Consider the following 13,563-nt stretch of genomic DNA (forward strand, 5'->3'; position numbering starts at 1 on the left):
GACAGCACAAGTATGAAACGACCCGTCATCAAGGGAAACACCATCGTCGTCCCCTCCAGCCACGACTACCTGCCGACTGTCGACGAGTTCGTGGAGGGAATCCTGCGCGGCTGGGGAACGGACGAATCGGTGATCGCCGATATCGCCATCTCGGTCTCGGAGCTGGTCAACAACGCCATTGTGCACGGGGGCCGCGTCAACCCCGAGCAGCAGATCTCGATCGAGGTGACGCGGTCCGACAGCGCGGCGCAGATACGGGTGTCGGACCAGGGGCAGGGGTTTGACCCCGACCAGGTCAGCGATCCCCTGGCGGAGGAAAACCTCCTCAAAGAGGTCGGGCGGGGTATTTTCATCGTCCGGTCGCTGATGGATAGCGTGGATATCGACGTGAGCGCGGGCGGCACGTCGGTGACAATCACCAAGACGATCAGGTGACGCGACGCGGTCTGGCGCGAGTCTGACCTATGAACTTCGAGTTGGTACAGATAGTCCTGTTCTTGCTGACGGGGGGCTTTCTCGTCTTCCTGGCGGTGACCATCGTCCGGGACAACTTCGCCAATCGGCTCAACCGGGTCACGGCCACGATGCTGTTTTTCGCCGGCCTGGGGCCGCTCTTTTTAGCCCTCGGCGCGATCGTGCGGCTTTCCCCCGACACCGCCCTGGGCTTCGAGGAATCGACCCTCTACCACCTCCAGCACCTCTGGGAGTTCTTCTTCCCCCTGCTTTTGCTCTTCGCCTGGATTTTCCCGGAGGACCGTCTGCGGGAGTTCAAGCACAACCGTCTGCGGTACCTGATTTTCGCTCCGCCGGCGCTCCATCTCGCGCTCGTTTTGCTGTACAACCAGTTCACGGGGGTCCTGCGTTTCCTCCAGATCGAGCCAGGGGATTCGGGGTTTGTGAGCATCATCCTCAATCCGCTGGCCAAAGTGCTGTCTTTCTTGCTCCTTTCGATCAACACGATCCGCGCCTATGACCAGCAGATCTTCGGGGCGCTCAACGCCCTCTACGTCGTGGTGGCCGTCTACTTCCTGGAATCGGGCCGCCGGATGGTCACCAATCCCCGTCTGCTGACGCAGACGCGGGTGTTGTTCCGCGGGATGCGGATCGGCCTCGCGCCGTACGTGATTGCCTTTGCGGGCGGCCTGCTTTTGCCCCGCTTGTTTTCGGATGATGTCCAGGCGGTGCTGGTGGTCGCGGGGGCGCTGGTGGGCGCGGTCTTTTTGGCCTACGCCACCATCCGCTTCCAGTTCCTCGATGTGCAGTTGCGGTTCCGCCAGTCGTTCGTGTACACGATCACCTCCGGCCTGCTCGTCGGGCTGTACATTCTGCTGGTGGTGGAGTCGCGCTCGTTCTTCACGCCGCTGTTCGGCGCCCAGGCGCAGGTGGTGAGCTACGCCTTCATCATCGTCATCCTGCTGCTGTTCCAGCCGATCAACAACGCGATCGACAACCTCATCCGCACGCTCTTCATCCGCACGCGCACCGATCACCGGAACATCATCGAGCGCTTCTCGCGCCAAGTGATTTCGCTGTTCGACCCGGTCAAGCTCCGGGGGATCATTGAGGACACGCTCAAGACGGCGCTCCTGGTCGAGCGCGTCTACTTCGTGCTGTTCGACGATGAGGTCGGGGAGTACGCGCTGACCCGAAGCCAGGACCAGCCGCGGAGGATCGTGCTCAGCCGCGACGACCTTCTCCTGCGCGGGATCAACCTCCTGGACTCCCCCGCCTTTCTCCAGACGCTCGGCGACTACCTGGTGAACTCGCCGCTGGCTGAACTCCTGACCGAGCGGCAGGTGAAGCTCGTCCTGCCGATGAAGGACGCCAAGCACATGCTCGGGTTCCTGGCCCTGACCGACAAGGTCGCCGGGTACCGGTACTCCTCCGAGGACCTGAACCTGCTGGGGGTGTTGTCGAACCAGATGGTCACGGCGCTGACCAACGCCCGGCTCTATGTCGATTCGCTCGAGCGGCTTCGCCTGGAGGAGGAAGTGAGCCTGGCGCGGCAGATCCAGCTCGACCTGCTGCCCGCGGCGCCCCCCAAGCTCGAGCTGTGCGAGATCGCCGTCCATTCGACGCCCTCGCGGACGGTCGGGGGCGACTTCTACGACTTCATCCCCATTGACGACGCGCGGATAGGGATGGTGATCGCCGACGCTTCGGGCAAGGGGATGCCGGCGGCGCTGATGATCGCGCAGATCCAGGCGATCATTCGCAGCGAGGTCAACAACGGCAACCCGATCGGGGCTATCATGACGCACCTGAACGACCAGGTGGTGGCCGCCACCTCCTCGGAGAAATACGTGACGCTCTTCTACGGCGAGCTGAACCGGCGGACGGGGCGGCTCGAGTACTGCAACGCCGGCCACAACTACCCGGTGCTGGTGCGGAGCGACGGCGCGGTCGAACTGCTCGTCCAGGGAGGCCCGATCATCGGCGCTTTCCCCGAGATGCGGTACGAATCGGCCGACGTGCAGTTCCGTCCCGGCGACGTCCTCTTCCTGTTCACCGACGGGCTGTCGGAGGCGATGGACGGCGACGGCCGGGAGTACGGCGAGGAGCGCGTACGGCGCTTTGTCCGCGAACACCGCCACCGGGAGGCGGGTGAAATCCTCGAGGCCATCCTCGAGGACGTGCGGGCTTTCGACGCGACCTTCCCGCCGCGCGACGACACCACGATCATCACGATGAAATCGAATCACCTCCGGGCGGCCGAAGCCTCCAGGGAATCGCATGGACAAGAAGTATCATGACTTCGACGACGCGCGGCTGAGGGATCTCAAGGCCCGCCACTGCGGGTACCGGTTCTGCCCGCGCTGCGCCCGCCCCCTGGCGGCGGCCACGATCGACGGCGTCAGCCGCCTGGCCTGCCCCGACTCTGCGTGCGGATTCGTGTTCTACCAGAATCCCATCCCGGCTGCCGGGGGCATCGTCGTCGAGGACGACCGCGTGCTCCTGGTCCGGCGGGCGCATCCGCCCATGGTGGACTGGTGGTGCTTCCCCGCCGGGTTCATGGAATGGGGCGAACATCCCGCCCAGACCGCCGTCCGGGAAGTGGCCGAAGAGACGGGACTGATCGTCCGCCTCACCGGCTTTTTCGAGGTCTACTCGGGGACCGACGACCCGCGGGTGAACGCCGTGCTCCTGCTCTACCTGGCCGAGCGGATCGGCGGCGCGCTGCGTCCGGCGGACGACGCCGCGGAGGCGCGCTTCTTTTCGTTCGACGATCTCCCGGACCGGATAGCGTTCGAATCCCACCGGCAGGCTCTGGCCGACTACGACCGCCGTGTGCGCAGGAGGTGAGTCGTGCATTCGGCTTTCGGCTCACGCCTGTTTCGCCTCTTTCTGCTGTTCGCGCTGGTCCCCGCGGTTGTGCTCGTCACGGTCGGCTACTACCTGGCGGTCGAGCCGGGCCTGGAGCGCGGGCCGGCCGACGATGCCGTCGTCGCGCGCCTCCACGAGCAGTACGGGGCCCTCCTGGACAGCACGATTACGGCGATTCTCGGGCAACCCAACGCCCGGGAGATTCTCGAATCCCAGGGCTTTTTCATGCTCTTTGCGGGCGGCAAGGTGCAGTCGGTGTGGACGCGGCGAGAGGTCGTGCACGAGGTGGCCGCCCCGGTGGCCAGGGCGGTGGCGAGCGGACGCGACCACGGGACGGCGCCGGTCGGGGAGCGGTTGTACCGGTACGCCTCAATTCGTCGGGGCGACACGCTGCTCGTCGGCGGGCTCGCCCATTCTCCGGAGTTCGCGGCCCTGCTGGAGAGTTACCGCGGGGTGCGGGCGGACGAGTCGGCGGCGCCCGGCCTGCACACGCGTTACGCGGTGTTTCTCGCGCTGCTGTTCGGTCTGGTCGCCGCCGCGACCGTGGGGCTCGCCTACGTCTTTTCCTCGCGCCTGGCGCGCCATCTCGCCCGGCCGGTGGCGGAACTCGACCGGGCGGCCCGGCAGATCGCCGCGGGGCAGTTCGGCATCACGGTGGCCGAGCAGGGTGTCGGCGAGATCCGCGCCCTGATCGGCCAGTTCAACGCGATGTCGCAGCAATTGGCCTCCGCCACGGCCCGGCTCGTTCAGGCCGAGCGGGTGGCCGCCTGGCAGCATGTCGCGCGGCGCTTCGCCCACGAACTGATAAACCCGCTCCAGCCGATCACGGTCTCCGTCTACCAGATCCGCAAAGCGCTCAGCGGCACGCCCTCGTTCGAACTGGTGCAGCGACCGCTGGACGCGGTGGCCGAGGAGTTGCAGCACCTGACCGTACTGGCCGACCGCTTCTCGCGACTGGCCAAGCTCCCGGCCCCCAGGCTGGAGACCGTCGATCTGAGGGCGCACCTGACGTCGGTCGCCGACCTCTACCGCGGGAAGCTGGCCGGGTTCGCGTTCACGCTGGAGCTTCCGGAGGAGCCGGTCGCGGCGGCGATCGACCCGACCTATTTCCGCGAGGCTATCCACAATCTGCTCCAGAATGCGATCGAGGCCACGCCGCCGGGCGGGCGGATCAGTCTGCGCCTGGAGGCGGGGCCCGATGGCGCGGTTATCGCGGTCGAGGACGCCGGTCGGGGGATGTCAGCGGAGGTGGCGCGTGAGGCGCGGCTGCCCTATTTCACCACGCGCCCGCACGGCACCGGGCTGGGACTGGCGATCGTGGAGAAGACGGTGAGCGAACACGGCGGGCGGCTCGAGGTCCGGTCGGTCGAGAACCGGGGCACGACCGTCACGATCGTACTGCCGCACGCCGGGGAGCCGCATGATGCGTGAGCGCATCCTCGTGGTCGATGATGAGCCGCACATCACGGCCGCTTTTGCCTCGCTGCTGCAGGGCGAGGGGTACCGGGCCGACACCGCGTCCTCGGCTGAAGAGGCGCAGCGGCGGGTGGACAGCGCCCGCTACGACCTCGTACTGCTTGACCTCAACCTGCCCGGCCGTTCGGGCGTCGAGTGGTTGGCCGATCTCAACCGGCTCGGGCGGCGGCTGCCGGCGCTCGTGATTTCAGGTCAGTCGGACATCGCGACGGCGCTGGAGGCGGTGCGGCTTGGGGCGCTCGACTACCTGGAGAAACCGGTCGCCCCGGAGAAGCTGCTCACGGCGGTGCGGGCCGCCCTGCTGCTGTCCGCGGCCGACCGGCAGCGGGCGCTCATGATAGACGAGCTGGACCGGCAATCGCCGATCATCGGCGAGTCGGCGGCGATTCGGAAAGTGCTGCGGACGATCGACCAGGCGGCGGCGACCGACGTGACCGTCCTCTTCACCGGCGAGAACGGCACGGGCAAGGAGCTCGCGGCCACCCGCCTCTACCTCGCGTCGCCCCGCCGCGACAAACCGTTCATCAAGGTAAACTGCCCGGGCATTCCGCCGACGCTCTTTGAGTCGGAGCTGTTCGGGCATGCGCGGGGTGCGTTCACGGGAGCGGTGAGGGATTTCCCCGGCAAGTTCGCGTTGGCCGACGGGGGAACGATCTTCCTGGATGAAATAGGCGACCTCCCGCTGGAGTGCCAGGCCAAGCTCCTCCGCGTGCTCGAGAGCGGCGAGGTGGAACGGCTCGGTGCCGAGGAGCGGCGCACGGTCGACGTGCGCGTGGCCGGCGCGACCAACCGGGACCTCCCCGCCCTGGTGGCCGACGGGAAATTCCGGGCCGACCTTTACTACCGCGTCTCGGTCTTCGTCATCCCGCTCCCGCCGCTGCGGGAGCGGCGCGAGGATATCCCGCTGCTCGCCGGAGAGTTTCTGCGCACCCTCGATCCGTCGGGACAGACCCGCCTGTCCCCCGAGAGCGCGGCGCTGTTGGCCACGCTCGATTACCCGGGCAACGTGCGGCAACTGCGGAATCTGATCGAGCGGCTCACGATCGTGTGCGCCGGGCGCCGGGTGGAACCGGCCGACATTGCCGAGCTGTCGCCGCTGACCGGCCTGCCGGGAAGCGCGTCCGTGTCGCTGGCTGAGCGGGTGGCGGCCTACGAGCGGGAACTCATTCGGCAGGCCCTGCGGGAGGCGGGCGGGAACATCGCCGCGGCGGCGCGGGAGCTGAAGGTCGACCGGGCCAACCTGTCTCGCCGTATCAAGGATCTCGGGTTGAAGTGACGCGCACAGGAAGTGGGCGCCCCTGTGTCGGACGGCCACGGCCGCCAATCCCGGAAAATTGGCAAGTGCCTGACGATCAACAAGCTTGCCTGGGCGGCACGGAATTTGTTTTATGGCAGGGGAAAAACGGAGGATCGCATGCAGAAATTCGTGCTCTTCGGGACAATCACCGGCGCCGCAGCCGCGTGCGCCCTGTGGGCGCCGCCGGCCACAGCCCAACCCGGGCCGGAACCGTCGTACACCACCTACCAGCGCGCGACTGCTCCGGAGCCGCTTTTCCGCGTCGCTTTCACGCTGGATGAAATCTCGGTGGCGGCGGCGGCCGACAGCCTGCCGGCCGAGGCATCGGTCCCCCGGGCGGCCGTGCGCGTCTATCCCGACTCGGTCATTCTCATTGACCGAGTGGCGTGGTTTGACCGGGCCGGTCTGCACCTCCGCGATCGCCTCTGCCCGTACGACGCCATTGCGGAAACGCGGATCATCGACAGTCCAACGCGGGTGACGATCGATTTTCTCACGGTCACCGGCGATGCGGAGCGTCTCGGGCGGCTGCGCCGCGGGAACCTCATGACGTTCAGCGAGCCGATCACGGTCGGCAACCAGCAGTTTGTCCGGGGGCTCGTGCTGTCGATCACGGGGGACATCGAGGTTCTCGGCGAGGTGAACAAGGATGTGATCTCGCTGTTCGGCGACGTGTACGTCGGTCCGGGGGCCACGGCCCGCGGCGATATCGCCGGCATCAGCGGCGCGATCACGGTGGCCGACAAGGGATCGGTCTACGGGGAGCTTTACTCGGGGGGCGAGTATTTCGAACGCCGGCGCCCCCGCTTCTACCGGGAGGAGAATTTCGACTTTCTCGGCGCCTTCGTGTACAACCGGGTCGACGGCGCCACGCCGTATCTCGGTCTGAAGTTTCACGACACCGACTCGCTGCTGCCCTCGGCCTGGTTCCGGGCGGGGTATGCGTTGGAGTCCGAACGCTGGCGCACCGAACTCGGCATCGAGCAGCCCCTCTGGCGCAGGGTGCCGCTCGCGGCGGGCGCGGCCTACTATCGCCGCCTCGCCTCCGAGGATGACCGGCTGCTCGGGGACGAGGAGAATACCGCGTTCGCGCTGTTGGCAACGGAGGATTACAGGGACTACTGGGAAGCCGAGGGGGCCACGGCGTGGCTTTCGGTCAAGCCGGCGCCGCAGTGGCGGTTCGAGACGCGCTACCGCTACGAGGAGACAACCTGGCGGCGCTCCTACCGCCACCTCTGGTCGCTCTTCGGCGGCAGCAAGCTGTTCCGCGAGAATTTCAGCCAGGTGTCCGAGGCCGAGCGTCTCGCCGGCGCGGCCCTCATCGACACGACCGCGCTCGGCTGCCTGGCGTTCGTGCTCGACTGGGACACGCACAACCGGGAAGAGCCGTTCGCTTTCTCGGGCTGGCATGCCACGGCCGAACTGGAATGGTCGGACCGCGATTTCAGTTCCGATTTCGACTACCGCCGGTACACGCTCACGCTCCGCCGCTACCAGAAAGTGCACAGCCACGGGATGTTGCTGCTGCGGGCTATGCACGGCAATTCCGACGGTTTCCTGCCGATGCACAAACGGTTCTATCTCGGCGGGCTCGGAACGCTCCACGGCTATGACTTCAAGGAGTACGCCGGGACGCGATTCTGGATGGGGAACGCGGAGTACCGTTTCGAATTCCCCCGCTCCGATATCGGCGCGTCGGTGTTCTGGGACATCGGCCAGATCGCCGACGGGACGAAGCTCGATTCAGCGGTCGACATCAAGCAGTCAATCGGGGCGGCTCTCACCGTGGGGGCCGATTTCCGGGTCAGCCTGGCGCGGCGGCTCGACCGCAGCTTCGACAACGACCCGGTAGTGAACGTGCGGCTGGACTTTGTATTTTAGATGCGGTTTTTCCGGCCACAGGCACGGAGGCGGTCGCCGGCGGCCCTCCTGGCGCTGATCCTGGCGGCCGCCGCCCCGGCCCGCGGGGCCGATCCCCCCGGCGGCGTCGAGTACGACATCGTCCGCGCCGATGACTCGCTCGCTGTCTGGCTGAATCTGACTCCCTTCTTCGGCCACCCCGAATACCGGTCGCTGCAGGATGGCATCGACTACGCCTGCGAGATTGCGATCGAACTCCAACGGCCCCGCAAACTCTTCGGGGCCGTCCCGGTGACTAAGAACTCCTGCACGATCCGGCTCTCCTACCGGCTCCTGACAGAAGCTTTCAGGGTGCAGACCTCCGGGCCCGGCCAGTCGGCGAAGGAGCGGCTTTTGCTGTCGCGGGAGGAGGCGGAGGGCTTTCTGGCGGACTCGGTGGTGGTCAGGGTAGCGGCGCTGGCCGGGCTGCCCGCCGACCGAGATTATCGTATCACATTAGATATATCCCGTATTGCTTTGACCGGCATCAACTTGGCTGTCGATGACGACACCGGGAGCGTCTCGCCGGTGAAAACCCTGTTCCGCGAGTTCCTGAGGCTGACGAATTACGGCCGCGAGGAGTGGAGCACTACCTCGCGGTCCTTTTCGCTCAGCGAAGTCCTCCCGCGCCGCTGAGCGCCGTCTGCGCGTTCCGGGCGTCCGCCCACGGGTTAATCCCTTGACGGATTTTCCGATATAGTGGAAAAAGGTTATACCCTGGAGAACGTACGCGCATGAACCAGGCCCAGATAGAGAAGACAGCCAAGATTCGCATGACCGGGGTCGGAGGCCAGGTCGGAGCGGGCGCTGAGCACGTGGAACCGCTCGATGTCCTGGCGGACCTGGAGGCCACGCTGGACGAGGTGGCCGAGGCCAATCCGCGCCTGACGTCCGAAGAAACGCACACGTCCAAGAGCGTGGAGGACCTCAAGGCGCTCCTGGAGGTCTCCCTGGCCATCAACTCGTCGCTGGTGACCGACGACGTGCTGCAGATCGTCATGCGCAAAGCGATCGAGCTGATGCAGGCGGAGCGGGGGCTGGTGATGCTGCTGGACGACGCCAACCAGCTCCAGGTCCGGTCCGCCTACAATCTCTGCCGCGACGAGATGATGGACGAGGATTTCAAAGTCTCCAACTCGGTCACCTCCCGCGTGGCCGAGACGGGCAAGTCGATCTACACGTCCGATGCGCTCTCCGACGAGCGCTATGCCAACCAGCGCTCGGTTGTCGAACTGCACCTGCGCTCCATCATGTGCGTGCCGCTGAAAGTCAAGGAGCAGGTGGTCGGAGTAATCTACCTGGACAATTCGAGCGAGAGCCGGATGTTCCTCAAGTCGGACCTCTACCTGTTCGAGCTCTATGCGCAACTGGTGTCCAACGCCCTGCACAACGCCAACATCTACGACCGGCTTTTGAACCTGCAGCGCTACAACGAGTCGGTGATCGCCAAGGCGCCCATGGGCACGGTGGTGCTGGACTCCGACGGCCACATCACGACGATCAACACCGCGGCACTCGAGATTTTCGATTTCAACGGCGACAAGATCGTCCTGGTCGGAGCGGGCGACAAACCGACCCGCTTTCTCGATCTGCTCCAGGAGACCGAGGTCACCCGCTGGGCGCACATGATCAACACGGCTCTGGCTACCCAGGAGGACTTTTCCGACTCCCGCTACTTCCACAACACCGGCTACCTGGAGAAGGCGCTCTCGATCAAGATCTCGCCCATCTCCCAGCTCCCCCACGGGAAGGACGGCGTCATCATGGCGGTCGAGGACATCACCGAGAAGGTGATCATGGAGAAGTACGTGATCCTCTCGGAGAAGCTGGTGGCCAAGGGGGAAATGGCGGCCTCGATCGCCCACGAGCTGAACAACTACCTGGCCATCGCCTCCAATAACGCCGAGCTCATGGCGCTCAATATCGACCGCGAGAAATTCGACAAGGTGAAGTTCAACGCCAAGGCGATCACCGAGAACGTCTTTAAAATCAAACGCTTCGTCGACAGCCTCATGGACTTCTCCAAGCCGGAATCCGAGTTCATCAGCTACGACATCAAGCACCTCATCGAAGACCTGCTCTTCTCCCTGCGCGTGCAGCCGCGCTTCAAGCGCACCCACTTCACGATCGACCTCGATCCGCGCATCCCGAATATCGAGATGGATGTCGGCCAGATCCAACAGGTGCTCATGAACCTCCTGAACAACGCGGCCGACGCCATCGAGGAGCGGGTGGTGCAGGAAAACGCGGGTCTGGACTTCAAGCGCGAGATCACGATCCGCGCGGTCTACGAGCCCGAACGGGAACGCATCATCACCACCGTGAGCGACAACGGCACCGGCATGTCGGACGAGACGCGCAGCAAGATCTTCACCCTGCACTTCACGACCAAGAAGGGGGGCCACGGCCTGGGGTTGTCCAACTGCAAGAAGATCATCCAGGCGCACCACGGCGACCTGCTGGTTGACTCGACGCCCGGCGAAGGCACCGAATTCAGAGTGATTCTCCCCCGCTTTCAGCCGGAGAAGCCGAAGAGCGACAAAAAATGACTTCGCCCGCCCTTCCGCCGGGGTATTGCCGGACGGCGCCTCTGGGCCGGGGAGGGACAGCGGAGGTAGTGCGCGCGTTCAGCGCCGCGCTGGGGCGCGAGGTGGCGCTCAAGATCCCCTTGGCCGATGCGGATCCGTCAGGCGCGGCGCCGTTTGCGGCGCTCGTGCGGCGGGAGCGTCTTTTGATCGGCGGGCGGCGGTTCCCCGGACTGGTGCGGCTGATCGAAGCCGGCGAGGCGCCCCCGTACGTGGCCATGGAAATCTGCCCCGGACCGACGCTCGACAGGCTGGGCAAAATCGACTCCCTCTCCCTCGCCCTGAATCTCCTGGCGGCGCTCACCGCCGACCTCGAATACCTCCGGGCCGCGGGAATTGTGCATGGCGATCTCAAACCGCAGAACGTTTTCCTCCCCGCCGCTTGGGAGGGGCTTGACGGCCGGCAACTGTTCTGGGTCAAGCTCTCCGACTTCTCGCTCGGGCGCGCCGACGGGGAGTCCGACAGCGACCGCGCCGGACTGGGGACAGTCGGCTACCTGGCGCCGGAGACGATCGTCGGCGGCGCCGCCGAGCACCAGAGCGACCTGTTCGCCCTCGGGGTCACCGCCTACCAGATGCTGACCGGGCTCCACCCGTTCATGAACGGCGAGACGGAGCCGGCCGCGATCAACAGCCGCTGCCGCGAGGAGGAGCCGCCTCAGGTCGACACCCTCCGCCCCGATGTCCCAGCCGCTCTGTCCCGCCTGATTGCCCGGCTGCTTCACAAGGATCGCGCTCAACGGCCGGTCTCGGCCTGGGAGGTATGCCTCGAGTTGGAGCGGGTGGGGGCCGAGTATCCGTTTCGCCGGGCGCTCCAGCCCGGCCACTTTCTGCGCGCGGGCGCGTCATGGGAAGATGCGCGGGACGGCCTGCCGGTGGAGTGGGGGGATCACACGGACTACCTGGCCGCTCTCTCCTGGGGGTCGCCCGCGCAACTTCGGATGATTCTGACCGAGAATTTCCGGAGGGGAAACCTGGTCTATTCCGACGGTCGGTTTCGATTTCAGCACCGCCCCTACTGGCCCTGCCGGCTGCGCCGGGCGGCGTTGGCGGAATTTTCCGCCGCCCCGAGAGCGGCGCAGCGGCGCCTGGTGCGGGATGCGGTCCTCGACGGGCAGAGATCCCCGGAGGGAACGCACGCGGCCGCAACCATGCTCCTGCGGCCGTTGCTGCGGCCGTCGACCGTGCGGCGGCTGTCGGCGGCGCCGGCGGCGCAGGCCGAACAGGAGGAGCGGCACGCGGCAGCGGCACGGCTTTCTGTGCAGGCGGGAGATCTGGAACGGGCGGAACGGTGCTGCTACCAGGCCGCCATCCTCATGCAGAAGGAGCACCGGGCGGCGGCCGCGCTCCGGCTGATCCAGACGGTTCTCGATTACGCCGCGCTGGTGCGGCGCGAGTGGGAGACGGTGTCGCTGATGAAGCTGCGGGGCGATCTGCTGAAGACCTCGGGCGACACCGAGGCGGCGCACCGCACCTACCTTCAGGCGGCCGGCCTCTATGACGGCCGCCCGCCCGACCCGCTGCTGGGGCGGATCTACAATTCGATCGGCGATCTGTACAAGATGAAGCAGAAGTTCGCCGAGGGGATCGAGGCGCTGGAGCGGGCGCGGCAGATATATGAGGCGATCGGCGACGAGCTGGAGTTGTCGCACACGGTCAACAATATCGGCAACATGCATTTCGTGACCGGCCGCAGCGGCGAGGCCCTGCGCCACTACCGCCGGGCGCTGCGCATTCAGCGCCACCTCGGGTCCTCCTCGGAGGTCGCCTCCACGTTGAACAACATGGGAGCGGCCGCCGGTGTCGGGGGGCGCCTGCGCCGCGCAGCGACCCTCTTCCGGCTGTCCCTGCGGCTCCAACGGGAACTGGGAGACCTCGGTGAAATCGCCCGCACCCTCAACAATCTCGGCTATCTCCTGTTCCTTCTCGGCGAGAAGGGGCAGTCGATCCAACTGCTCGCCGAGTCGCTCGAACTCAACCGCCGCATCGGCAACCGGAAAGAGATCCTGTTCAATCTGGACAACCTGACCAATGTCACGATCGGGGCCGGGCGACTGCGCGAGTCGGCGGAATATCTGCGGGAGGGGATGGCGATTGCGGCCGAGGTTCAGGATATCCCCCACCAGGTCATTTTCAGCCGCAACGCCTCGGTCGTCATGCGGCGCATGGGGCGTATCCGCGAAGCGCTCGAGTACCAGCGCGCGGCCGAGGCCGGGGCGGATCGGACCGACGACCGGGAGGAGAGAATCCGTCTGCAGATCAACGCGGCGAGTCTGCGCGCGGCGGTCGGGGATGACGACCAGGCCCTGGCGCTCGCCGGGTCCGCGGCGCGCGAGGCCGAGCGGATCGCGTGCAAGGCAGAGCTTCTGAACGCCCTCCTGCTCGTCACGCGGCTGGCCGATGAGCCGGCGCGCGAGGATGAGGCGATCGCCCTCGTGCGCGATCTCGACCTCACCCGCGAGCGCCTGCTGGTCCGGCTCAACCGGGCCGAGCGCCGCCTGCACAGCGGCCGGGCGGCCGATGCGGCGCCGGTGGTGGAGGAGTTTCTCCTGGAGGCCGACCTCGGGGAGGACCTGGAGCAGCCGCGCCTGCTGCTGGTGCGCGCCGAATACGGGATGGCGGTCGGCCGGGTAATGGACGCCGGGGCGGACGCGCAGCGCGCCGCGGCGCTGGCCGGCCAGTGCGGTCTGGCCCCGGAAAAAATGTCGGCCCTGGCTCTGCTGGCCCAGCGACATCTGGCGGAGGGGGAGTATGAGACGGCGTTCGCGGTCAGCCGCCAGGCACTCGCGATCGGCAAGGCGATCGCCGAGAGCATCCCCGACCCCGCCGACCGGCGCCTCTACCAGAGCGCGCGGCCGATCCAGGCGATAGCAGCAACCGTGAAGCAGATACAGGAACGGATCGGGCAAAAAAGAGCGGGCAGGGACTTGACCCCTGCCCGCTAGTTCATACGACCAGCGGGTCGACTCAGCCGCCGCCACC

General features: G+C 66.5%; 9 protein-coding genes. All 9 read left to right on the forward strand.

What is annotated here, in order from left to right:
* Positions 1-12 precede the first annotated feature (12 nt).
* The 9 genes from KA261_11365 (at position 13) to KA261_11405 (ending at position 13,526) form a co-directional block, all read left to right on the forward strand.
* The gene (locus tag KA261_11365) at positions 13-435 is read left to right on the forward strand and encodes an ATP-binding protein (GenBank protein ID MBP7698397.1); all 423 of its coding nucleotides are present in this window, start codon (positions 13-15) and stop codon (positions 433-435) included.
* Positions 436-464: 29 nt separating this feature from the next.
* On the forward strand, positions 465-2,753 hold the full coding sequence (locus tag KA261_11370) for a SpoIIE family protein phosphatase (protein ID MBP7698398.1): 2,289 nt from the start codon (positions 465-467) through the stop codon (positions 2,751-2,753).
* Complete coding sequence (locus tag KA261_11375) at positions 2,734-3,303, forward strand: NUDIX hydrolase (GenBank protein MBP7698399.1); 570 nt, start codon at positions 2,734-2,736, stop codon at positions 3,301-3,303. Before KA261_11370 ends, KA261_11375 begins: the two co-directional genes overlap by 20 nt.
* 3 nt (positions 3,304-3,306) lie before the next feature.
* The gene (locus KA261_11380) at positions 3,307-4,755 is read left to right on the forward strand and encodes a HAMP domain-containing protein (protein ID MBP7698400.1); all 1,449 of its coding nucleotides are present in this window, start codon (positions 3,307-3,309) and stop codon (positions 4,753-4,755) included.
* Positions 4,748-6,076 carry a sigma-54-dependent Fis family transcriptional regulator gene (locus KA261_11385; GenBank protein MBP7698401.1) on the forward strand — a complete coding sequence of 443 codons (1,329 nt, stop codon included), beginning with the start codon at positions 4,748-4,750 and terminating at the stop codon, positions 6,074-6,076. Before KA261_11380 ends, KA261_11385 begins: the two co-directional genes overlap by 8 nt.
* Positions 6,077-6,214: 138 nt before the next feature.
* Complete coding sequence (locus tag KA261_11390; protein ID MBP7698402.1) at positions 6,215-7,978, forward strand: BamA/TamA family outer membrane protein; 1,764 nt, start codon at positions 6,215-6,217, stop codon at positions 7,976-7,978.
* Positions 7,979-8,632 carry a DUF4390 domain-containing protein gene (locus KA261_11395; GenBank protein ID MBP7698403.1) on the forward strand — a complete coding sequence of 218 codons (654 nt, stop codon included), beginning with the start codon at positions 7,979-7,981 and terminating at the stop codon, positions 8,630-8,632.
* A 98-nt stretch (positions 8,633-8,730) separates the two neighbouring features.
* On the forward strand, positions 8,731-10,545 hold the full coding sequence (locus KA261_11400) for a GAF domain-containing protein (protein ID MBP7698404.1): 1,815 nt from the start codon (positions 8,731-8,733) through the stop codon (positions 10,543-10,545).
* 68 nt (positions 10,546-10,613) lie between these two features.
* Positions 10,614-13,526 (forward strand): tetratricopeptide repeat protein, encoded by a 2,913-nt coding sequence (locus KA261_11405; protein ID MBP7698405.1) that lies wholly within the window; start codon positions 10,614-10,616, stop codon positions 13,524-13,526.
* Positions 13,527-13,563: the final 37 nt, after the last annotated feature.

This window comes from Candidatus Zixiibacteriota bacterium, assembly GCA_017999435.1.
Classification (GTDB): Bacteria; Zixibacteria; MSB-5A5; order GN15; family FEB-12; genus JAGNLV01.

Excerpts from the sequence above, each read along its gene's own strand:
- KA261_11365 (MBP7698397.1), top strand. The coding sequence starts at position 13 with ATGAAACGACCCGTCATCAAGGGAAACACCATCGTCGTCCCCTCCAGC.
- KA261_11370 (MBP7698398.1), top strand. The coding sequence starts at position 465 with ATGAACTTCGAGTTGGTACAGATAGTCCTGTTCTTGCTGACGGGGGGC.
- KA261_11375 (MBP7698399.1), top strand. The coding sequence starts at position 2,734 with ATGGACAAGAAGTATCATGACTTCGACGACGCGCGGCTGAGGGATCTC.
- KA261_11385 (MBP7698401.1), top strand. The coding sequence starts at position 4,748 with ATGCGTGAGCGCATCCTCGTGGTCGATGATGAGCCGCACATCACGGCC.
- KA261_11390 (MBP7698402.1), top strand. The coding sequence starts at position 6,215 with ATGCAGAAATTCGTGCTCTTCGGGACAATCACCGGCGCCGCAGCCGCG.
- KA261_11395 (MBP7698403.1), top strand. The coding sequence starts at position 7,979 with ATGCGGTTTTTCCGGCCACAGGCACGGAGGCGGTCGCCGGCGGCCCTC.
- KA261_11400 (MBP7698404.1), top strand. The coding sequence starts at position 8,731 with ATGAACCAGGCCCAGATAGAGAAGACAGCCAAGATTCGCATGACCGGG.